This window comes from Phreatobacter sp. GW821-FHT04C01, assembly GCF_059420385.1.
The window spans coordinates 513,561-535,538 of the sequence record NZ_JBWKTP010000004.1; the positions used below are offsets into that span (position 1 = coordinate 513,561).

The window sequence follows — 21,978 nt, forward strand, 5'->3', positions numbered from 1 at the left end:
GCGGTCAGCACCGGGCCCAACGTCATTGTCTGCGACACAACGGTCACGACCAATGGCGTCAACACCGATGGCGCTACTCCGTCGTCGACCACTGTTGTCCAAGAGTTCAATGCCGGGGGCGTGACCGCCACGATCAATCGCGGCGCGACCGTCAGTGACTATGGCCTTTACATCGAGGCATACTCCGCGTCTGCTCCCCTCTCCGTCACCAATCATGGCACGGTAACGGGCTCCCTTGGCTTTACCCTTGTCGGGAATGGCGGCGACGTTTTCTATACAGGCAATGGCAGCGCCGTCAGCACCTCGGGCAGCCGCGAAGGCCTCGGGATCGCCACCGCCGGCAACGGCGCCATCACCGTGGGGACGAGCGGCGCGCCGGTCTCGGGCACTTTTACCGGTCGTAGCGGGATATCCGCATCAGCCGTCAACGGTCCCATCGCCGTCTTCCTGAATGGCGGGAGCCTCAACGCCTTGACTGCCGTTGGAAACGGCCTGCAACTGGCGACCAGCGGGAGCATCACCGCGACTTTGACCGGCAACACGACGGTCACGGCCGGCGGCATTGGTAACAGCAATGGCATTAGCGCCGCGACCGGCGGAGCCATCACCATAACATCAGACGCCAATATGGGCAGCGCCGCCGTGCGGCTTTACCGAGGGATCTGGGCGAATGGGACTGGCTTCGGCGACATCGCCGTCTCCCAGACCGGCGGCACGATCTTCGCGGCGAATGGCGGAATTATTGCGACTAACGGGGGCCTGGTCGGCGTCACCACAGCGGCGGGCAGTGCGATCACCATGATCGGTGGCGGCGATGGTATCCAGGCCCGCTCCGGGAGCGCGGCGGTCACCGTCACAGCCGGCGGTACGATCACCGGCGCCGCGAACGGCATCAATGCCGCGATCAACTATGCGGCGAACGCAAACAACCTCACGGTCACGGCGAATGGCGATATCAGCGCCTCGGCCAAGGGCATCGCAGCCAGCACGATCGGCACGGGTAACCTCATTGTCACGGTTGGTTCCGGCGCGACCGTGCAGAGCACGGGCATCTATGGCGTGCACCTCACCGGCGGCACCGCCAACACACTTACGAACAACGGCACGATCATCGGCCAGACCGGCGTGCAGACGACCAATGGCGGCACCACGGTGACCAATGCCGGCAGCATTACCGGGTCGACCGGGACCGCCGTGCGCCTCACCGGCGGCAGCAACACGTTCATCATGAGCGGATCGGCTGCCTCGCTGACCGGCAGCGCGGTCGGTTCGGGTTCCGACACTTTCCGTTTCGCCGGCACCGGCAGCAACACCTTCAATGTGAGCCAGATCGGCACCGGCTGGACGACGCTCGACAAGACGGGATCATCCAACTGGACGCTGGCGGGAACCTCGACCTATGCCGGAGCGGTGACGGTCAATGGCGGCATCCTGTCGGTCAACGGTGATCTCACCTCGGCGGCAAGCCTCGCGGTCAATAACGGCGGCACGCTCGGCGGCACCGGCACGGTCGGCACCACGACAGTTCATGCCGGCGGCACGCTCGCACCCGGCAATTCCATCGGCACGCTGACGGTGAACGGCAATCTCACGTTCGCAGCCGGCAGCACCACCGTCATCGAGGCGTCGAGCTCCGACATCGACCGGATCGCGGTTTCGGGCACGGCCAGCCTTGCCGGCAGCCTCTCCGTGGTCCGCCTCGGCCCCAGCGTCACGTTCGGCACGGACTATACCCTTCTGTCGGCGGTGCAGGGACGCAGCGGCACCTTCTCCTCGGTATCGGCGCTGCCGCCGGCGCTGCGCCCGACCGTCACCTATACGGCGAATGCCGTCCTGATCAGCTTCGCCCCCGAGGCGCTGCAGCCGCTGCTGCCGGCCGGCACCGGCAGCAACCCGGCCAAGGTCGCCGAAGCCATCGACCGGGCTGTTAGCGGCGGTGCCAGCGTCTCGGCCCTGTTCCCGCTCTATACCGCTGCCCCGGCGGCGATCGCCGCCGGGCTCAGCGCACTCTCGGGCGAGGCCGCCACCGGCACCCAGCAGGCGGCCTTCGGTGCCGCGAGCCTGTTCCTCAACCTGATGCTCGATCCGACCGCCGGCAGCCGCGGCGCCGTCGCGGCGGGCGCCGGCCCCTCGCTGGTGCAGATGGCCGATCCTCCGGGGCCGGCGACACCGGGATCTCGCCTCGCCGCGACCTGGTCGATCTGGACCAAGGCCTTCGGCCAGTCCAGCCGGACCAATGCCGACGCGGCGGCCGGTTCGGCCCGCACCTCCGGCGGCCTCTACGGCGTCGCGGCCGGCGCCGATTACCGGCTCGCGCCCGACACCCTGGTCGGCTTCGCGCTGGCCGGCGGCGGCACCTCCTATGGTCTCAACGGCCGGGGCGGCGGCACCGGCGACCTGTTCCAGATCGGCCTCTACGGCTCGACCCGCATCCGGGACGGTTATGTCTCGGCGGCCGCAGCTTATGGCTGGAACGGCTTCGACATCCGGCGCGACGTCAATATCGCCGGCGCCGAGGTCTATGCCTCGCGCGTCACCGCCCAGACCTATGGCGCCCGGATCGAAGCCGGCTGGCGCTTCGGCGCGGCCCTTGCCGGCTTCGGCAGCTTCGGCTGGACGCCCTATGCCGCCATCGAGGCCATCGGCTATTCCGCGCCGGGCTACAGCGAGGCCTCGCGCCCGGCAGGCGGCGCCTTCGGGCTCACCTTCGCCGCGAAGAACACGGCGACCGCCCGCACCGAACTCGGCGTCCGGCTCGACGGCAAGGCGCGCATCGGCGAGGGCACCGATCTCATCACCCATGGCCGGCTGGCCTGGGCCTACCAGGCCAATACCGAGCGCTCGCTCGATGCCTCGTTCCAGACGCTGGCCAATTCCGGCTTCACGGTGTTCGGCGCGCGGCCGTCGATGCACACCGCCTTGGCCTCCGTCGGTGCCGAATTGCGCTTCGCCAATGGCCTCAGCCTGACCTCGACCATCGAGGGCGAGTTCGGCGAGCGGCACCAGGCGATCCGGGCGAATGCCGGGCTCCGCTACGCCTGGTGAGACCGGGGCGGACCGGCACTTGTGGGGCGCGTCGGCAAGTCATCTGGCTGGCCGCACGGCTGACCGGCACGCATACCAGCAAGACGGCCAGGACGCATTCCTGAGGGCCGCTGGCGGATGCATCGCGGGAAGGCTTCGGTTATGGTGCGCGCCGTGAGAGCCCATTTCCGCAGTGCCTTTCTGGTCATCCTGCTCGCCGCCGCGTCGCTCGTCGCGGCGAACAGCGTCGTTTGCGCCAGCTCCGGATCATTCGTCAGCAAGTTGACCGAGGCCCAGGCTCTGTTCCGGGCCACCACCACCAGCCTTCGGGCGGGCCGCGCCGAGGAGGCGGATGCCAGCCTGAAGCGCCTGACGGCGCTCTGGACCGAGGCGACGACAGCCTATCGCGCCGATCCGCCGGCGCTGTTCGCCCGGATCAACATGTTCCCCGAAATGCTCGACGGCTCCGGGGCGCGGCTGAAGCGCGCGGCCGACGCATTGGCGGAAAAGCGGCCCGACGCAGCACTGGAAGAGCTGTTGCCGCTGCGGCGCGAATGGATTCTGCTGCGCCGCTCGGCCGGCCTCTACGGCCTGGTCGAGTGCCTGGACGAATCGAGCGACGCGCTGGACGCCTTCATGGCGCTGAAGCGCAGCCCGCCCGACATGACCCGCGCCGAGGCGCGCGGCGAGGTCCTGGCCAAGGCGGCGGTCTATCGCTGGGCGCTGAAGCGCTGCGACAGCTATGCCGCGGCAGAGGTGGTCACCGACGCCGAATATCGCCGCCTCGCCGATCCTATCGTCGCTGGGCTCGACGTGGTGGCGACCGCGGTCCGGCTGCGTGACGCCGCCCTGCTCGACCGCATCCTGGCCGATCTCAAGACCTTCGACACGCAACTCTCCCAACGTTTCGGCGGATAGCTCGCCGGCTGGACACGGCGATCCGCACCGTGTCTCCTCTTGCCCTGGATGCCGCCGAAAACGGCGCAACAAGAACGGCGAGACGGGAGAGAGCGGACATGGCGAAGCGGTTGCAGGGCAAGATCGCGGTGGTGACGGCGGCGGGACATGGCATCGGCCGGGCCATCGCTGAGCTGTTCGCGCAGGAAGGCGCCACCGTCTACGCGACCGATCTCGACAAGGCCAAGCTCGAAGGCATCAAGCGGGCCAAGAAGCTGAAGCTCGACGCTCGCTCGACCAAGGCCGTCGAGGCGCTGGCCGCCAAGACCGGCCCGATCGACATCCTGGTCAATGCTGCCGGCTTCGTGCACCATGGTACCGTGCTGGACACCAGCGAGGCAGACTGGGACTTTTCGTTCGACCTGAACGTCAAGTCGATGCACCGGACCATCAAGGCCTTCCTGCCGGGCATGCTGGAAAAGGGCGCCGGCTCGATCGTCAATATCGCCTCCGGCGCCTCCTCGGTGCGCGGCGTGCCGAATCGCTATGCCTATGGCGCCAGCAAGGCGGCGGTGATCGGCCTGACCAAGTCGGTGGCCATCGACTTCATCCGCAAGGGCATTCGCGCCAATGCGATCTGCCCGGGCACCATCCAATCGCCCTCGCTCGACGACCGCATCAAGGCGCTCTCGGCCTCCTCGGGCCAGTCGCTGGAGGCGACCCGCAAGGCCTTCATCGACCGCCAGCCGATCGGCCGGCTCGGCACGGCGGAGGAGATCGCCCTGCTGGCGCTCTATCTCGCCTCCGACGAGGCGAGCTACACGACGGGCCAGATCCACCTGGCCGATGGCGGCTTCGCGCTCTGAGCCGCGCGGCGAGATCAAAGAGAGGAAGTTGGATGGTGAGCGGGGAGGGGATCGAACCCTCGACCACATGATTAAAAGTCACGTGCTCTACCGCTGAGCTACCCGCCCATCCGGCGGCGGGTTTGGCGGATCACGCCCGGGAAGTCAACGCATGTCCGTCGGGATCCGTCATGTTTGAGAATGTTGGGGATGAAAATCGACCAACGGGACCTAATCGACGGCCCCCTGCCCGCATCATTGGTCAGTCAAGCAAGTCAGGATTCGGTTTGGAATGACCGCGCGACTGTGTCACGGGATGGAAGACACGGACGAACCGACCCTCTCCCAGAGGGAGAGGGTGGCGCCGTCAGGCGCCGGGTGAGGGGCGTAGGCGTTCAGAACTGTCGCCGATGCGCGTCGAGCATGCCGTCCGTTCGGAGATGGACGTCCCCTCACCCGGCAGCTGACGCTGCCACCCTCTCCCTTTTGGAGAGGGTTGATTCCGCGGTGCTTTTCGTTCTTTGACGCGTTGGCTAGGTTCGGAGACTGTTATGATGCGCTCCGACAACAACACGCTTCTCCGACCATCCTGCTCTCCTTCTAACCCTTTGGTATTGCTGGGGTGGTGATTTGACCGATCAGAATATTGCCGGAACACATGAGGCTCGCGAGGGGCGTAAAAGTCCCCGGTGCGAGGTTCTGTTCCCGGCGCGGTCTCAGAAGGATATCCCGTCGGGCGGAATCTGCGGCTCGTCGCGCCGCGCACCGAATGGACGTGAGACGCGGCGGCCATGGCGACGGTAGCAAAACGCATCGATGCCCTGGACGGCCTGCGGGCGATCAGCGTGCTGGTGGTGATCGCCAGCCATATCGGCCTGCACTCCTCGATCAAGCTGGACTATTCCGGCCCCTTCCTGGATCACCCGCTGTTTCGGGTGAGCCAGTGGGCGGTCTATTGCTTCTTCGTCATCTCGGGCTTCGTCATCACCCGTGGCCTGATCGCCGAGCATGAGCGCAGCGGAACCATCTCGATCGCCGGCTTCTTCATCCGGCGCGCGTTCCGGATCCTGCCGCCGCTCGCACTTTACCTCGCCACGCTGAAGGTGCTCGCCGCCAACGGCCTGATCGCCGTGTCCAATCAGGACCTGGCATTGGCCGCTGCGTTTGCCTGCAATCTCCACGACATCGGGATCGTCTGCGACAACTGGTTCCTCGGCCATATGTGGAGCCTGTCGTTCGAGGAGCAGTTCTACCTGGTTTTTCCCTTCGTCTTTGCCTTCGCCATCAAGGGCGGCTTGGCGGGGCGCGTCTGCGCCGGCCTGGGCCTCGCCGCGGTGATGGTCGCAACGAAGATCGCCGCGGGCGAAATCTATTTTCCCTTGCGCGGTTTCGTCATCATCGGCATCGGCGTGATCGCCGCCTTTCATGAGGGCACGATCCGCAAGGTTTTGGCCTGGCTCAGGCTGCCGAACGGTTTCAGCGCTGGCCTGTCCTGGCCGCCGCTCGTCGCGATCGGCCAGATGTCCTATGGGCTCTATCTCTGGCAGCAGCTCGCCTGCTATCCCCTGCCCGGCGCCGGCTACGGCTTCTACGCACTGACGCTTGCCGCCTGCTTCGGCTGGTGCTGGCTATCGTTCCGCTTTTTCGAACGGCCGCTGACCCGGCTCGGCGCGCGCCTCGCCGGGCGGCGCCGAGCCGCCATGGGCTCCGCACTGAAGGTCGGGGGATGAGAGGCGGCGCGGAATCAACCCTCTCCCAGAGGGAGAGGGTGGCGCCGTCAGGCGCCGGGTGAGGGGCGTAACCCCTCAGGCCTGCAGCCGACGCTCACGCCGCATGCCGCCCCAACCGGAGATGGACGCCCCCCCACCCGCCCGCTGACGCGGGCACCCTCTCGCCCTGGGAGAGGGTTGATTTCGCGGTGCTTTCGCCTTTGGGGCTTGGCGTTGGACATCAGGCGGATATTGTCGTTCTGACGCTTGGCCAGGTTCGGAGGCAGTCATGACGCATTGTGACGACGACACGCTTTTCGGCTCGCCTACGCTCGACCGCCGCACCTTGCTCCGGCTCGCAGCCGCCGCGACAGTGGTGACCGCCCTGCCCGCGCCAGCCACGGCCCAGGCCATCGCCTCGGCCGAGGTCGGGTCGGCATCGCTGAAGATCCTGTCCGACGGATCGATCACCTTGCCGACCGCGATGCTGGCGCGCGGCGTTGCGCCGGCGGAGGTGCGTGCGGTGCTGGCGCAAGCGGGCCTTGCCGTCGACGCGACCCAGAACGCGCTGAACGTGCCTGTCCTGGCGCTCGGCCAGGATCTGCTGCTGTTCGATTGCGGCGCCGGGCGCAACTTCCTGCCGACCACCGGGCGCCTGCCGCAATCGGTCGAAACCGCCGGGATCGATCCGGCCAAGGTGACGCAGGTGCTGTTCACCCATGCCCATCCGGACCATCTCTGGGGCGCGCTCGACGAGTTCGATACCCCAGCCTATCCGAATGCGACCTATCACATGGCCCAGGCCGAATGGGATTTCTGGTTCGCGCCCGATGTCTTCGCCCGATTGCCCGAGGAGCGCCACGCCTTTGCCGCCGGTGCGCAGCGGGTGCTGAAGGCGCTCGAGCCGCAGCTGAAGCGCTTTCGCCCGGGCGAGGAGATCGTCCCCGGCGTGGCGGCCTTCGAGAGCGGCGGCCATACGCCGGGCCATGTCTCCTTCGAGATCCGCGCCGGCTCGGACAGCCTGATGATCCTTGGCGATGCCTTCACCCATCCGGTCCTGTCCTTCGGCCACCCGGACTGGGCGACCGCCTTCGACCAGGAGCCGGAACGTGCGGCCGCAACCCGCAGGCGGCTGCTCGACCGGCTGGCGAGCGAGAAGGTGCTGGTGGCCACTTATCACCTGCCGGGTGGCGGTCTCGGGCGCGTGGAGCGCCAGGGCACCGCCTATCGGTTCGTGCCGTTGGCCTGACGTTCCGCCCCGGCGGGAGGCGGAACGTCCGCTTCGCGCCGCTCAGGTCGGCTTGGCGACGAACCAGGCCGGCCGCGCCAAGGTGAGCAGGCCGCCATAGATCGCCGCCGCCGCGAGCGCGGTGGCCGGCGCCGAGAAGCTGGCGACAGCCGGTCCGGCATGGAGCAGCACGACGCCGATCGCCGTCGCGCCGAACCAGGCGATCAGTCCGCAGGGGTTGAAGGCCGGCACCCGGTCGGCGCGATATTCGATCGCCGCGCCGAACAGCCGGTCATATTTGCCCGAAAGGATATGGGTCAGCGCGATGCCGACCCAGGCGACCACGAAAATGCCCTGATAGGCGAGCGCCTGCAGGATATAGTGGAAGACATTGGCCAGCATCAGCCCGTAGACGATGGCGCCGGCGACGAAGGCGAAGACCAGCTTGCCGAGGCGCCGGCCGGTCACCTGGGTGACGAAGGCCTCCATATTGACGGCCGCCAGGTAGAAATTGGCGGTGTTGATGCGGGTCTGCGAGATCCAGACGAAGGCGAGCCCGCTCAAGCCCATGAGCTTCAGCAGCGCCAGCACCACCGAGACCTCGCTGAGCGCGCCGTCCATGGGAATGGTGGAGGCCAGGAAAATGCCGACCAGGCCGTTGATGAAGAAGGCGACCAGGTAGAACGGCGCGCCGAAATTGAAGCGGGCGTGATAGTCGGCATCCTCCTGCCGGCCGAAGCGGGCATAGTCGAAGGTGTACATCATGAGGATCCACACCCCCATGTAATAGACGAAGCAGTCCCACCAGCCATTGGCGGGCGCGCCGCCGGCCGGGCCGAAGCTCAGCCAGGCATTGCTGTAGCCATAGGTGGCGATGGCGAGCACGACGGCCGCGACCAGGCCAATGACGTAGAATGGCAGCAGCACGCCGTTGAACTTGTCGAGCCAGTTCTGAATGCTGCCGAAGATCAGCGGCACGCTATAGGCGACGACGATCAGGGCCGCAACGGGATAGGATATCGACGGGAACACCGTGGAGATGGCGACCGCGATCACGGAGCCCTCGAACACCGCGTAATAGATGGCGGTGGCGAAAAAGATCAGGGTCGCGATGGCAGCCCCGGCATTGCCGAACAGGATGCGCGAGAACAGCGCGACCGAAAGCCCGGTGCGAATGGCGTAGCGGCTCAGCACCGCATTGATCGCGCCGTAGCAGATCACCGACAGCAGCATGCCGATGACGGCGTTGCGCGTGCCGAAATTGAGCGCCAGCGTCGCCGCCACGACGATATAGAACATGGCGCTGCACACCGCCCACCAGGCCATGGTCAGCGGCCCGCGCCGCATGCGGGCGCCGTTTGGAACGGCGATCGCCGAATAGTCCGATGTCTGGTCTGGCGCGTCGTCGCGCGTGATGGCTCCGGCCATGGCCTTGATCTCCCAAATGAATGTTGCTCTGGAGGCGGTGCTTGCACTGGACGGCCGGTTCTGACGCCGGCCTCGGCGATCGCCCCGGGCATGGGTCGCCGATGCGCCGCGTCGGGGTGACGGGCGTTCGGGCTGCCGGGACATCGTTTCGGGGAAGCGGAGCCGGCGCGTCGCGCCAACCCCGGAGGTTGGGTCGAGCGGCTGGCGTTCAGCGCTGCCGGGTCAGGAGATAGCTGCCGCTGACATGGACCTTGGCGGTCCAGCCGGGCTCGATGACGATAGTCGTGGTCGGTTCCTCGATGACCGCGGGGCCGGTCACCACCGCATCGACCCCGAGTTTCGCGCCGTCATAGACCGGGGCCTCGATCGCCGTGCCCTCGGCGGAGAAGATCAGCGGCCGGCGTTCCTTGACGGCCGAGGCCGCGTCGCCGCCGCCGGTGAGCCTGGGCGCGCTCGGCTTGTCGATATGGCCGAACAGCGTGCTCTCGATATTGACGACCTCGACCGGATTATGCGGCTCGCTATAGGTGTAGAGCTCGGCATGGCGGGCGTGGAAGGCGTCCTTGACGCGCTGGATCGTGGTTTCGTCAATGGCGAAACTGTCGATGTCGACGGTGCATTCATGGACCTGGCCGACATAACGCATGTCGAGGCTGCGGCGGCTGCTGATCTTGTCCGGCGCGAAGCCGTCAGCCCGGAGGTCGCCGGTGCCCTTGTCCTCCAGCTGCCGGAACAGGCCGTCGACGCGAGCATAGCTTTCGGCATTGTCGAGCCTGACCGGACAGGTCGCCATGTAATTGTATTTGACGTCGGAAATGATCTGGCCGAAGGCGCAGAGGCCCGAGGCGAGCTTCGGCAGGATGATGGTGTCGATATCCATTTCGCGGGCGAGCGCGGTGATATGGGCGGCGGTCGCGCCGCCCGCGCCGACCAGCACGAAGTCGCGCGGATCGTAGCCGCGCTCCACCGAGACGCGGCGGATGCCGTTGACCATGTTGTTGTTGACGATGGTGAACATGCCATAGGCGGCGCGTTCCACCGAAATGCCGAGCGGATCGGCGATCTTCCGCTTGATCGCCTCGCGCGCGGCTTGGCTGTTCAGTGGCATCTTGCCGGCGAGCAGGCCGGCGGGATTGAGATAGCCGAGCACGAGATTGGCGTCCGAGACGGTCGGCTCCGTGCCGCCCTGGCCGTAGCAGACCGGGCCCGGCCTGGCGCCGGCGCTCTGCGGGCCCATCTGCAAGAGGCCCATGGCGTCGATCCAGCCGATCGAGCCGCCGCCGGCGCCGAGCGTCTCGACCTGGATCATGGGAACGCCGATGCGGTAGCGCAGGAAGTCGGTGTTCTTGTTGAGATTGGTGCGGCCGTCCTTGGTGAGCGTGATGTCGAAGGAGGTGCCGCCCATGTCGACGGTGATGACATTGGTCTTGCCGAAGGGCTCGCAGACGAAGGTGCCGGCCTGGGGCGCGGAAGCCGGCCCCGAATTGATCGCATAGACCGCCCGGTCGCTGACGATCTCGCCGACCGCCAGACCGCCGTTCGACTGGAAGTAGCGCACCGGCTGGGTCGAGCCGAGCTTGCGGAAATAGGCGTCCACCGCGTCGACATAACGCTTCATGATCGGCGCGAGATAGGCATTGGTGACCGCCGTCGAGGTGCGGGTATATTCGCGCGCCTGCGGGTAGAGCTCGCTGCCGACGGTCAGCACGACCTCGGGCAGCATGTCGCGGACGATCTCGGCGGCCCGGCGCTCATGGGCCGGGTTCAGCACCGACCAGACGAAGGAAATGGCGACGCTCTGGACGCCTTCCTTGCGGAACAGTTCGCAGGCGGCGCGCACATCCTCCTCGCGCATGGGCGTGCGGATCTCGCCGGTCGAGATGACCCGCTCGCGCACGCCGCGCCGCAGGTAACGCGGCGCCAGCATGGGCGCCGGCGGATAATCCGGGTCGTAGCGGAAGCCGTCCTCCTTGTGGCCGAGGCGGATCTCGATCGAATCCTCATGGCCCTCGGTGCAGATCAGGCCGGTCTTGGCGCCCTTCAGCTGGATCAGCGCGTTGAGGCCGACGGTGGTGCCGTTGATGCAGAGGTCGCAGCGCGAGATGATGTCTCGCGGCGAAAGGCCGAGATCCTCGGCGATCAGCTTCAGGCCGTTCTCGATGGCGCGGGTCGGGTCGTCGGGAGTGGACAGGGCCTTGTAGAGCCGGGTCTTGCCGGTGTCGTCGGCCAGCACGAAATCGGTGAAGGTGCCGCCGGCGTCGACGCCGAGACGATAGGTGGTGCTCATGGTGATGGTTCCGGATTGTCTGGAGGGGCCTGCCGTCAGCGGGCGCGCAGGCGCAGCGTGGCGTCGTGGTCGACGCTCGGGCGCGGGCCGGCGGTGATGACCACGCCATAGTCGGCGCGGGCGCCTTCGATCGAGACTAGGCCGTTGTTCACGTCGTCGAGGACCTTCTCGGCGGGCCGGGTGAAGGGGGCGCCGTAGCCGCCGCCGCCGGGGTTGAAATTGGCCGCGCGCTCGCCGGGCAGAATGGTCTCGATGACGTTCTTCCGGATGATCTCGACCCCGCCGTTGCGGCGGATCTCGATGCGGCCGACCTTCGGGTCGATCAGCGCCGAGCGCGCGCCGGCGGCGCCCATGGCGGGAATGCGCCGGCCCTCGCCGAAGGAAATGAAGGTCATCGGCTTGTCGAGCGGCTCGACCTCCCAGCAGGTGCCGGAGCCGCCGCGATTGGCCCCTGCCCCGCCGGAATCGGTGATCAGGCCGTAGCGATGGATGATCACCGGATAGGAATATTCCAGGAGCTCGATATCGCCCGAGGTCAACGCGCCGAAGCAGCATTCCGGGCCGCAGGCGTGCCAGCCGTCCTGCTGGGGCGTGGCGCCGGCGCCCGAAATGATCGAGGCCAGCACCATGGTGACATATTCCTCGTCGTGGCGGGTGTCCCAGCCGGCGACGTTGCAGCCATTGGCATGGCCCCAGGAGGCGCTGACCTTGGCGGGCGCGGCCTGCTCGAAGGCGAGCCGCACGGCATCCGTCAGGGTCTCCATCGGCGTGGTCGTGCAGTTCATGTGCGGCGCCGGTTCCCGGGCGTTGCACAGGGTGCCCTTCGGGCCCATGTCGACGGTCACGCAGCGATAGAGCCCCTCATTGTAGGGCGGCGGCAGCTGGGCGAACATCATCAGGCCGAGATAGACGCCGGAATAGGAATTGCCTTCGTAGGAATTGATGAAATAGGGAATTTGCGGCGGGCTCGAAATGGCGATGCGGCAAGTGTCGGCCTCGATCGTCACCGTCGCGGAAATCTCGAAATCGCCGAAACCGTGGCCGGCATCCTCCAGGATGGCCGTGCCCTTGTAGGTGCCGTCGGGCACGGCGCGGATCAGCGCACGCATCTGCCGGTCGGCCATGTCGAGCAGTTCGGCGATACAGGCCTGGACCTGTTCCAGGCCGTATTTGTCGAGCAGCGCGATCAGGTTGCGTTCGCCGACCTGGCAGGCGCCGATCAGCGCGTTGAAGTCGCCCTCCTGGTCGCGGCGCGCCCGCATATTGGTGAGCAGCAGGTTCAGGACGTCGTGGCGGGGCTTGCCGCGGTCCCAGATCTTGACCGGCGGAATGCGCAGGCCCTCGGCATAGATCTCGGTGGCGGCCGGGTTGTAGCCGGCCGGCACCGGGCCGCCGATATCGGTCAGGTGGCCCTTGCAGACGGTCCAGAACACCAGCTGGCCCTTATAGAAGACCGGCTTGTACATGCAGGTGTCGATGATGTGGCTTCCGGCATAGGCCGGGTCGTTGTGCAGCAGCAGGTCGCCTTCGTGGATGTCGTCGCCGAAGAAGCCTGCGACCGCCTTCATGGCCGGGATCAGGGACCCCAGATGGATCGGGATATCCTGGCCCTGCAGGATCATTTCCGGGTCGGCGTTGAACAGCGCGGTCGAATAGTCGTGCGCCAGGTTGAAGACGCTGGAGCGCGCGGTCTTTTCCAGTGCCAGCGTCATCTCGCGCTGGGTCGTTTCAAGGACGCCGCGCACCACGGAGAGCGTGATCGGGTCGACGCGTTTGCTTGTCATGATTGGCCTCGTTCGCTTTGCGGTGCCGGGCACAGGCCATGAGCGCGCGCGCCGTGCCGGAAGTCCGGCAGCCGGGATCGTTCCCTCGTTGCGGAGAACGAAGATTACGTCGTGGCGACAGGCGCCTGGCCCGCCGTCACCGCGCTCATGTCTGTGAAATCCGGCAACGCTCCCACTGCGGCGGATCGGTTCCGCCCTTCGCAACTTTTTCGGATGCTTGGCAGGGAGCTTAGGCGTGTGGTGACGGCGGTCTTGCGCCGGAGCGCGGGAATTCTTGTCAATCCGTGCAGGGGAGATCCGGCCGGAAGCGGACGGCGGCGGCGAAGGTCAGTCCCGTTGTCCGGGCGGGACGCACCGCTTGTCGCGAAACAGCGCCCATTCCTCGCAGATCCGTCCGTCAGGCAGATGACACATGCCGATCTGACCGCTGTTCGCCTGCGTCACGATCTCCAGGCGCCCACCGAGCTGGCCGCAATGGACCGAGGCGGGATTGGCGAGGCCGACGGCACCGGGCGCCGAGGCTGCCGCGGCCGGGCGATAGCCGAGGCCGGCGGCGGCGATGATCGCGAGAAGGATGGCTGAGCCATGTCGGGTGCCAGGCATGGGCCCTCCTTGCGTCCGACGTGGCGCGCTCAATCTCGCGTCGCGGTCTGGAGCTGCCGGTTGCGATAATCCCGCGGCGTCATGCCGAAGCGGGCCTTGAACTGCCGCGACAGCTGCGCCTGGTCGCCGAAACCCCAGTCATAGGCGATCTCGGCAATGGTCCGCCGGTCGCCGGCATTGCCGAGCGCGTCGCGGCAGGCGAGCAGCCGCTGGTGCCGGATCCATTCGCCGAGGCTGAGATCGGAGCCCTGGAACAGGTCGTGCAGGTAACGCACCGAAATGCCGCAGGCGCCCGCGATATCCTCGGGGCGCAGGTTGCGCTCGCCGAGCCGGCCGCGGACATAATGCTCGACGCGGGCAAGGTGGCCGGCGCGGACCGAGGAGCCGCTGCTGGTCAGCACGCGCTCGTCGCCGGCGACCGCCAGGATCAGCAGGTCGACCAGCTGGCCGCCGATCTGGCTGCGCTCGCTCGCCGACATGGCCGGCAGGCGGTTCGGCATCAGCCGCAAGAGGTCGGCGAACAGGCCGCCCGCTCCCGAATCGGCATTGAAAGTCAGGCTGCAATAGCGCTCGGGCATGCGCAGCCGGCCGAGCAGCGCCTCGCCCGGCACTTTCAGCACCCAGAGATCATTGGCCTCGCCATGGCTGAACTCATAGGGCTCGTGGCCGCGCTCGATCAGGAAGCCACCGGGCGGGCAGCGAATGTCGCGTTCACATTGCAGGAAGGCGACATCCGACAGGCTCGGCACGGTGATGAGATATTGCTCGTCGCGCTCATTGGCGAGATGCCTGGCGGTGCGCCGGTACAGCAAGGCGTCGGCGGTCAGCCGCGACAGCGAAACCTGGCCGAGCTGCCAGCGCGCGAGCTGGCCGCTGAACGTGTCGGGGCGGCGAAAACGCAGGTCGAGCGGAAAATAGGTGGCGGACACCATGTCCTGCCACCGTCCGCTGCGCTCGGGCTGAGGTGTGTCCCGGGTGCTGAAGAACGCGTCCATCCAACCTTCGATCTTGGTCGATTTTGCCGATCTTGCAGCCGGACAGGCCAGACCGCAATACCGCCGGGATCGGCGCCCCCAGCTGTCGGAGCCTATTCGGCGGGAGGCCGTCCACTGTTGCGCGCGGCGCCGAGGCCGGTCCAGGCGGCGCGCGCCCAGTCGAGGACCGAGTCCTCGACGAGGATGGCGATGCCGAGGCGGGCGCCGAGGACCATGCCGGCCACCGTGATCGGCCAGGTCGCGGCCATCAGCGAGCCGGCGGTGAGCCCCTGCCCTATGGTGCAGCCGCCGGCGAGCACGCCGCCGAAACCCATCAGCACAGCGCCGGTGAGATGGCGGCGCATCTCGCGCTGGTCGTCAAAGGCCTCCCAGCGGAACTCCCGGGCCGCCAGCGCCGACAAGGCGGCGCCGACCGCGACGCCCGGCACGCTCATCATGCCGAAATCGGCGAGGTTGCCTTCGCCGGTCATCAATCCGTAGAAGCCGCGGGCGACCGGCGAGACGAAGGTCAGGCTCTGGACCCGCACGATGCGGTCGAAGACGTCGACGACGACGCCGGTGGCGATCCAGCCCGCGACCACGCCGAGACCGAGCACGAGGCCAGCGGTCAGAAGGCGCGGCGCCCGCCACAGGCGGCGGTCGCGGACAACCAGCCAGACGAGGCCGGCGGCCAGCGCCAGGGTCAGGCCGAGCCGCATATCGAAACCGCCGAGCCGGCCGAGCACGTCAGGGGCGGCGCTCGGACCGCCGCCGGGCATGGCGACCGCGATGGCCTCGACCCAGTCGATCCTGGGCCGCGCCAGCACGCCGCGCAGCGTCGCGTAGGCGACCGCGCCGAAGATCATCAGCGTGAACAGGCTGCGCAGGTCGCCCGAACCCAGCCGGATCAGCGAGCCGAAGGCGCAGGTGCCGACCAGCGCCATGCCGATGCCGAACAGCACGGCGCCGGCAAAGGCGCCGAGCCAGGCGACCTGGCTGGGCACATAGGTCGTCTCGGTGGGTTCGAACAGGCCGAGCAGGACCAGGAGCTGGGTGCCGGTCAGGGCCACGGCCAGAGCCAGGCCGAACACCTTCATGCGGCGCCAGTCATGGCCGATCAGGGCGTCCTCGACGGCGCCGAAAGAGCAAAGCCGGGCGCGCTGGACCGACAGGCCCGCCGCCATGCCGACCAGAAAGCCCATCGCGCCGACGGCAGCGGCCGGCAGCCCAGTCATGCATCCTCCCAGGGCTTCTTGCGCGGAGCGGGCGTGTGCCCGGCCCCGTCATTCCTTGGCGGTCTTGGTGCCGCGCTCGCAGAAGATATCGTAGATGACGCTGATGACGCGCCGGACATTCTCGTTGGCGATGCTGTAATAAACGGTCTTGCCGTCGCGCCGCGTGGTGACCATGTCGTCGAAGCGCAGCCGGGCCAATTGCTGCGAGACGGTCGGCTGGCGCAGCGACAGGATGTTTTCGAGTTCGCCGACCGAGCGTTCCTTTTCGGCGAGCAGGCAGAGCAGCAGCAGCCGGCTCTCATGCGACAGGGCTTTCAGGAAGTCGCTGGCCTCGCGGGCATTGCGCATGAGCTGCTCGAGCTCGACGGAATATTCCGCGCCCGAGCGCAGCTCGTCCTCGATCGCCTTCGAAACAATCACGGTCATCAGCCAGGCCTTCCCAGGGATGCGGCGCCCGGCGCGCGTCCCGTTGCGTTCTGCAAATCCTGAATCAGCTTGCCGAGCAAGCCCCAGAACATGCCTTCGTCCATATAACCGGTGATCCGGCCGACCTCGCGGCCCTGGTCGATGAGCACGAAAGTGGGCGTGAAGCGCACCGGCAGGGTCAGCGCCAGATCACGCGGCTGGCCGTTATCGAGATTGACCCGGCGCAGCGGCGCGGCCTTGCCTTCCTCGGTGACGGAATAATGCGGCGCCACCTCGCGGTCCCAGCGCGCGCACCAGGGACAGCCCGAACGCTCGAACATGACCAGCTCGGCCGCGGCGAGCCCGGGCATGGCGCAGCCCAGCCCGACACCGAGACCCAGCAATGAGGCAAGGACGAATTGCCGCCAAGCGCGTTTCATCGCTAAGATATAGACGCATTCGAATATATTTGCCAATGGAGGCCGGCGTGGCGCTGGATGTCTCGTTTGCCGGCGCTTTTCTCGGCGGCCTCCTGTCGTTCTTCTCGCCTTGCATCCTGCCTTTGGTGCCGGCCTATCTGTGCTTTCTGGCCGGCCTGTCCTTCGGCGAGCTCGAAGCGAGCGGCGACGGCGCCTTGGCCGGCCGCCGGCTGCTGGTCAGCCGTGCCGGCGCCTTCGTGCTCGGCTTTTCGACCATTTTCATCCTGCTCGGCGCCACGGCTTCGGTGTTCGGCCAGGCGCTGACCCGCTGGTTCGACAGCCTGGCCGTGATCGCCGGCCTCGGCCTCGTGGTCATCGGCCTGCACATGGCGGGGCTGGTCAGGATCGGCTTCCTGATGCGCGAGGCACGCGCCGAGGTGGAGCGCCGGCCGGCCGGCCTTGTTGGCGCCTATGGCGTGGGCCTGGCCTTCGGTTTTGGCTGGACGCCCTGTGTCGGCCCGGTGCTCGCCGCCATCCTGATGCTTTCGGCCTCGGCGGAGACGATCGGCCGGGGCACCTTGCTGCTCGGCTTCTACGCCGCCGGCATGGGCCTGCCCTTCCTGCTCGCGGCGGCCTTCGCCAAGCCTTTCCTCGCCTGGGTCGGCCGCTTCAAGCGGCATCTCGCCGGCGTGCAAAGGGCAACCGGCGTCATCCTGGTCGCGACCGGCCTGTTGATCGCCACCGGCCAGATGGCACGGGTCGGTGGCGTGCTGATCGAGCTCTTCCCGGTGTTCAATCAAGTGGGCTGATTTGCAGGTCGGCTGAGCGGGCTATTTGTTGACCGGCGATTCGCGGTCGAACAGATAGGCCAGCACGTCGCGGATCTGGTCGACGCTCAGGAATTTCGTCGCGCCGAAGCGGGGCATGTTGGAACAGGCGACCACCGCCTGCGAATTGTAGATCTTGATATAGGCCTCGCGGATCAGCTCGGGATCGAAATTGCGCTCACGGCCATAGGCCGCAAGGCTCGGACCGAGCGTGCCGAAGCTCAACTCCTTCGGATCCATCTGGTGGCAGGCATAACAATTGCCGCCGGCGACCGTGTTGGCGGGATCGGAGAACTGGCCGCCCCGGCCGCTATTGGCCACTTCGAAGCCGCGGCGCCAGTCGCCAAGGAAGCGTCCGTCGGGCGGCAGCACCACCGTTGCCCGCTCGCGCGCCTGGATGGCATCGGCCTCGGCGCCCGAGACATGGTTGCGCCTTTCGGTGCAGGTGCGCTGGGTGTCGTCGAGCTCGACGCGCGCCTGCCATTCGGCGGGGGCGCGGGTGAAGGTGCCGCGAATGACCTGGTCGATGCGGGCGGGATCGACCCGCGCGGCCGTGCTGTTCGGGGTCGGCGCGGCCGGCGCCTGGGCAAAAGCGGGCGCGGCGGTCGCGACAAGGGCGCCGAGGATCGTGATGGCAAGACGGTTCATGGCGACCTCGCTCAGCGCTTGATGGAGGGGACGTTGATCTCGGCCCCCGCCGCCTGGACGTTCAGATAGACCATCAGGGCGGTCAGCCCGTCCGAGGCATAGTCGGGCTCGGGCCAGCGCTGCTGGCGGAAGCAGTCCCACAGCCGGTGCTGCATGGTGCGCAGCGCGCTTTGCGAGACGCGATAGGTCGGCCAGGAGCCGATGGCCTCCCGGGGGGCCGCGCCGGGCTGTGAAAAGTCCGGCAGGCCCTGCAGGCGGATGCGCTTTCCCGGCTCGCCGTGGCAGGTGGCGCAGGCGAAATCCATCACCCCTGCCCGCCGGTAGAACATCGCCTCGCCAATTGCCGCCATCTCACGCTCCTTGGCGTGGGTGAGCTGGGGCTGGATGGTCATGCCATTGGACTTGTTGGCGATATAGGCGACCAGGTCCTCCATGTCGGAGGCCCGCCCGGGCCCGGAGAACCGGCGCCTGACGACGTCGCTGACGTCGAGCCCCTGGATCTTGTCCATGCACCAGAGCAACCGCTGCTCGAGGTCCATCACCCGGTTGGAATCGGCGAAATAGCGCGGCAGCCGGGCATAGGCGCCCTCCAGTTTGCCCGGCCCCTCGCCGAGATCGCAGGTCTCCAGCGAAACATTCCTGGTGCCGCGCGCTTCGGCCCAGAGCGCCTCGCCACGATCGACCGCGAGATAGCCGGGATTGGCCATCGGATCGTTGATCATGGCGCGATAGCGCTCGATCTCGCGTTCGCTGGCATCCTGCGGCGACTGCGCGGCGCTCATTGTGGCGAGCCCCATTGTCGCCAGGCCGCCAAGCGCCGCCGACACCAGGCCAGCCCATATCCACCCTGTCCGGGCCATGGTTCATCCTCCTCCGCATTCCCTCCGGCCACCCTCTTGTCCGGGGTGATCCGTCTCGTGACCGTCAGTCTAGAATGACCTTTACATTCATAAAAAACAATATCACGATATGTTTAAGCGTGCGGCCTGCAAGCCGCGCCGTCAAGATGCCCGCTTGAACGGGATCCGAGGAACCAAGGAGCACCGCATGGCGAGACTTTTCGCCTCCCAGACGAGACGCGCGACCCTGCGCATGGCGGCGCTGGCTTTTGCCGCGGCGGCACTGGCGCCCCGCCTCGCCACGGCGGACACCAAGGCGGTCGAGGACGAGCTGAAGAAGCTTTATGCTGGCAAACCGATGGCCGAGGGCCGGGTCAAGCTGGACGTGCCGCAGATCGCCGAAAACGGCCTGGTGGTGCCGGTCACCATCGACGTCGAAAGCCCGATGACCGAAACCGACTACGTCAAGGCGGTGCATGTCTTCGCCGACGGCAATCCGCAGCCGGGCGTCTTCACCTTCCGCTTCTCGCCGGAATGCGGCCGGGCCTCGGCGTCCACCCGCATGCGGCTGGCGCAAACCCAGAACATCGTCTGCGTCGCAGAGATGTCCGATGGCTCGCTGTTCACCACCAAGGCCGAGGTGAAGGTCACCATCGGCGGCTGCGGCGGCTGAGCGCCCGGGCAAGGATTTGAGGAAACGCCATGTCCACCAGACCCACTCCCCGCGTCCGCGTTCCCGGCCAAGCCAAGGCCGGCGACATGATCGAGATCAAGACGCTGATCTCGCATGAGATGGAGAGCGGCCAGCGCCGCGACGGTGCCGGCAAGCCGATCCCGCGCAAGATCATCAACAGCTTCACCGCCTCGTTCAACGGCAAGACCGTGTTCCAGGCCGACTGGCATCCGGCGATCTCGGCCAATCCCTACCAGTCCTTCTTCTACAAGGTGAAGGAGAGCGGCGAGTTCAAGTTCGTCTGGAAGGACGACGACGGCTCCGAATACACCTCGACCAACAAGATCGCGGTCGGCTGAACCTCGTCCGGTTCGACAGGCGCTGAAGCCTCCAGGCGCCGCGCGTTTCCGCGCGGCCGATCAGGGATGACATCATGATTTCGCGCAGGCAATTCCTGCAAGCGACGGCGGCTGCCCAGGCGCTGGCGCTCGGCGCCGGCCTCGGCCCGCTCGGCCGGGTGGCCGCCCAGCAGCGACTGACCGAAGCCGACATCACCCGCTTCGATCCCCTGGGCACGGTGACCATCGTCCATGTCACTGACATCCATGCCCAGCTCGTGCCGCTCTATTTCCGCGAGCCCTCGGTCAATCTCGGCGTCGGCGAAGCCAAGGGCCAGCCGCCGCACCTGACCGACAAGGAGTTCCTGGCGTATTTCAAGGTCGCCGCCGGCTCGGCCGACGCCTATGCGCTGACCAGCGACGATTTCGCGGCGCTCGCCCGCAATTATGGCGGGATGGGCGGCATGGACCGGGTGGCCCGCCTGGTGAAGGCCATTCGCGCCGAGCGCGGCGCCGACAAGGTGCTGCTGCTCGACGGCGGCGATACCTGGCAGGGCTCGTGGACCGCGCTGAAGAGCCAAGGCCAGGACATGGTCGGCGTCATGGAGGCGCTCGGCGTCGACGCCATGACCTCGCATTGGGAATTCACCTATGGCGAAGCCCGGGTGAAAGAGATCGCCGAGGCCTCCAAGATCGCGTTCCTCGCCCAGAACATCCGCGACAGCGAGTGGCAGGAGCCGGTCTTCGAGCCGCGCAAGATGTTCGAGAAGGGCGGCGCGAAAATCGCTGTCATCGGCCAGGCCTTCCCGCGCACGCCGATCGCCAATCCGCGCTGGATGATCCCGAAATGGGAGTTCGGCCTGCGCGAGGACGACATGCAGAAGCAGGTCGAGGAGGCGCGCGCGGCGGGTGCCGACCTCGTCGTCCTGCTGTCCCATAACGGCTTCGACGTCGACCGCAAGCTCGCCTCGCGGGTCAAGGGCATCGACGTCATCCTGACCGCCCATACCCATGACGCCATGCCCGGCGTGATCAAGGTCGGCGACACCATCCTGGTGGCCACCGGTTCGCACGGCAAATTCGTCTCGCGCCTCGATATCGAGGTGAAGAACAAGCGGATGACCGGCTTCCGCTACAAGCTGATGCCTGTCTTTTCCGACGCGATCACGCCGGATCCCGACATGGCCGCGGCGATCGACACGATCCGCAAGCCCTATGCGAGCGAGCTCGCCCGCGAGGTCGGCCGGACCGACAGCCTGTTGTTCCGGCGCGGCAATTTCAACGGCACTTTCGACGACCTGATCGCCCAGGCCATGCTCGCCGAGCGCGATGCCGAGATCGCGCTGTCGCCGGGTTTTCGCTGGGGCGGCACGCTCCTGCCGGGTGATCCCATCACCTTCGAGGCGATCAGCAATGCCACCGCCATGACCTATCCGGCCTGCTATCGGATGGAGATGACCGGCCAGCAGCTGAAGGACATCCTGGAGGATGTCGCCGACAACATCTTCCACCCGGATCCCTATTTCCAGGGCGGCGGCGACATGGTGCGGGTCGGCGGCGTCGGCTACGCCATCGATGTCGCGAGGCCGGCCGGCCAGCGCATCTCCGAACTGACGCATCTGAAGACCGGCAAGCCGCTGGAATCGGCCAAGGCCTATGTCGTCGCCGGCTGGGCCAGCGTCAATGAAGGCACGCAGGGACCGCCGGTCTGGGAGGTCGTCGAAAAATACGTGTCGCGGGTGCGCAATGTGCGCATCGAACCCAATAGCGCGGTCAAGGTGACCGGCGCCTGAGGCGCCGCGTCGCGATGTCGAG

General features: G+C 67.1%; 20 protein-coding genes and 1 tRNA gene. 9 read left to right on the forward strand and 12 right to left on the reverse strand.

Features of this window, described 5'->3' with window-relative positions; all coding sequences use genetic code 11:
• Positions 1-272 precede the first annotated feature (272 nt).
• On the reverse strand, positions 273-437 hold the full coding sequence (locus AC07WJ_RS18285; RefSeq protein WP_494936045.1) for a hypothetical protein: 165 nt from the start codon (positions 435-437) through the stop codon (positions 273-275).
• Positions 438-471: 34 nt separating this feature from the next.
• Between AC07WJ_RS18285 and AC07WJ_RS18290 the strand changes: the two genes are divergently transcribed.
• From AC07WJ_RS18290 to AC07WJ_RS18300, 3 genes are all read left to right on the forward strand, one after another.
• Positions 472-3,045, forward strand: coding sequence for an autotransporter outer membrane beta-barrel domain-containing protein (locus tag AC07WJ_RS18290; RefSeq protein ID WP_494936046.1), 2,574 nt, complete (start codon positions 472-474; stop codon positions 3,043-3,045).
• 153 nt (positions 3,046-3,198) lie between these two features.
• Entirely contained in the window at positions 3,199-3,942 is a 744-nt protein-coding gene (locus AC07WJ_RS18295; protein ID WP_494936047.1) for a hypothetical protein, read from the forward strand.
• A 98-nt stretch (positions 3,943-4,040) separates the two neighbouring features.
• Positions 4,041-4,787, forward strand: coding sequence for an SDR family oxidoreductase (locus tag AC07WJ_RS18300; RefSeq protein ID WP_494936048.1), 747 nt, complete (start codon positions 4,041-4,043; stop codon positions 4,785-4,787).
• A gap of 33 nt (positions 4,788-4,820) precedes the next feature.
• On the opposite strand, the gene AC07WJ_RS18305 is transcribed toward AC07WJ_RS18300, so the two are convergent.
• A tRNA-Lys gene (locus AC07WJ_RS18305) sits at positions 4,821-4,895 on the reverse strand.
• Between the two features lie 662 nt (positions 4,896-5,557).
• On the opposite strand from AC07WJ_RS18305, the gene AC07WJ_RS18310 reads away from it, so the two are divergent.
• Together AC07WJ_RS18310 and AC07WJ_RS18315 are read left to right on the forward strand one after the other, a co-directional pair.
• Complete coding sequence (locus AC07WJ_RS18310) at positions 5,558-6,496, forward strand: acyltransferase family protein (RefSeq protein ID WP_494936049.1); 939 nt, start codon at positions 5,558-5,560, stop codon at positions 6,494-6,496.
• Positions 6,497-6,764: 268 nt separating this feature from the next.
• Positions 6,765-7,724, forward strand: coding sequence for an MBL fold metallo-hydrolase (locus AC07WJ_RS18315; RefSeq protein WP_494936050.1), 960 nt, complete (start codon positions 6,765-6,767; stop codon positions 7,722-7,724).
• A gap of 42 nt (positions 7,725-7,766) precedes the next feature.
• On the opposite strand, the gene AC07WJ_RS18320 is transcribed toward AC07WJ_RS18315, so the two are convergent.
• From AC07WJ_RS18320 to AC07WJ_RS18355, 8 genes are all read right to left on the reverse strand, one after another.
• On the reverse strand, positions 7,767-9,131 hold the full coding sequence (locus tag AC07WJ_RS18320; RefSeq protein WP_494936051.1) for a purine-cytosine permease family protein: 1,365 nt from the start codon (positions 9,129-9,131) through the stop codon (positions 7,767-7,769).
• A 208-nt stretch (positions 9,132-9,339) separates the two neighbouring features.
• A complete protein-coding gene (gene capA / locus AC07WJ_RS18325) occupies positions 9,340-11,418 on the reverse strand; it encodes a caprolactamase subunit alpha (protein ID WP_494936052.1) in 2,079 nt (692 codons plus the stop codon).
• A 35-nt stretch (positions 11,419-11,453) separates the two neighbouring features.
• Positions 11,454-13,202, reverse strand: a complete 1,749-nt coding sequence (gene capB / locus AC07WJ_RS18330; RefSeq protein ID WP_494936053.1) for a caprolactamase subunit beta — start codon at positions 13,200-13,202, stop codon at positions 11,454-11,456.
• A gap of 327 nt (positions 13,203-13,529) precedes the next feature.
• A complete protein-coding gene (locus AC07WJ_RS18335; protein WP_494936054.1) occupies positions 13,530-13,805 on the reverse strand; it encodes a putative hemolysin in 276 nt (91 codons plus the stop codon).
• 29 nt (positions 13,806-13,834) lie between these two features.
• Positions 13,835-14,800 carry an AraC-like ligand-binding domain-containing protein gene (locus tag AC07WJ_RS18340; protein WP_494936055.1) on the reverse strand — a complete coding sequence of 322 codons (966 nt, stop codon included), beginning with the start codon at positions 14,798-14,800 and terminating at the stop codon, positions 13,835-13,837.
• 92 nt (positions 14,801-14,892) lie between these two features.
• Positions 14,893-16,014 carry a YeeE/YedE family protein gene (locus tag AC07WJ_RS18345; protein ID WP_494936056.1) on the reverse strand — a complete coding sequence of 374 codons (1,122 nt, stop codon included), beginning with the start codon at positions 16,012-16,014 and terminating at the stop codon, positions 14,893-14,895.
• A gap of 48 nt (positions 16,015-16,062) precedes the next feature.
• The gene (locus tag AC07WJ_RS18350; protein WP_494936057.1) at positions 16,063-16,440 is read right to left on the reverse strand and encodes a metalloregulator ArsR/SmtB family transcription factor; all 378 of its coding nucleotides are present in this window, start codon (positions 16,438-16,440) and stop codon (positions 16,063-16,065) included.
• Positions 16,440-16,859, reverse strand: a complete 420-nt coding sequence (locus AC07WJ_RS18355) for a thioredoxin fold domain-containing protein (RefSeq protein ID WP_494936058.1) — start codon at positions 16,857-16,859, stop codon at positions 16,440-16,442. Before AC07WJ_RS18355 ends, AC07WJ_RS18350 begins: the two co-directional genes overlap by 1 nt.
• A 47-nt stretch (positions 16,860-16,906) precedes the next feature.
• Here AC07WJ_RS18355 and AC07WJ_RS18360 point away from each other — a divergent pair, with 47 nt between their 5' ends.
• Positions 16,907-17,647 carry a cytochrome c biogenesis CcdA family protein gene (locus AC07WJ_RS18360; protein WP_494936059.1) on the forward strand — a complete coding sequence of 247 codons (741 nt, stop codon included), beginning with the start codon at positions 16,907-16,909 and terminating at the stop codon, positions 17,645-17,647.
• 21 nt (positions 17,648-17,668) lie between these two features.
• On the opposite strand, the gene soxX is transcribed toward AC07WJ_RS18360, so the two are convergent.
• Entirely contained in the window at positions 17,669-18,313 is a 645-nt protein-coding gene (soxX, locus tag AC07WJ_RS18365; RefSeq protein WP_494936060.1) for a sulfur oxidation c-type cytochrome SoxX, read from the reverse strand.
• Positions 18,314-18,324: 11 nt separating this feature from the next.
• A complete protein-coding gene (gene soxA, locus AC07WJ_RS18370; protein ID WP_494936253.1) occupies positions 18,325-19,110 on the reverse strand; it encodes a sulfur oxidation c-type cytochrome SoxA in 786 nt (261 codons plus the stop codon).
• A gap of 250 nt (positions 19,111-19,360) precedes the next feature.
• Between soxA and soxY the strand changes: the two genes are divergently transcribed.
• From soxY to soxB, 3 genes are all read left to right on the forward strand, one after another.
• Positions 19,361-19,825: a thiosulfate oxidation carrier protein SoxY gene (gene soxY, locus AC07WJ_RS18375; protein WP_494936061.1), complete on the forward strand. Its 465-nt coding sequence runs from the start codon at positions 19,361-19,363 to the stop codon at positions 19,823-19,825.
• 29 nt (positions 19,826-19,854) lie between these two features.
• On the forward strand, positions 19,855-20,184 hold the full coding sequence (gene soxZ, locus AC07WJ_RS18380; protein ID WP_494936062.1) for a thiosulfate oxidation carrier complex protein SoxZ: 330 nt from the start codon (positions 19,855-19,857) through the stop codon (positions 20,182-20,184).
• A gap of 74 nt (positions 20,185-20,258) precedes the next feature.
• The gene (soxB, locus tag AC07WJ_RS18385) at positions 20,259-21,956 is read left to right on the forward strand and encodes a thiosulfohydrolase SoxB (protein WP_494936063.1); all 1,698 of its coding nucleotides are present in this window, start codon (positions 20,259-20,261) and stop codon (positions 21,954-21,956) included.
• Positions 21,957-21,978 lie beyond the last annotated feature (22 nt).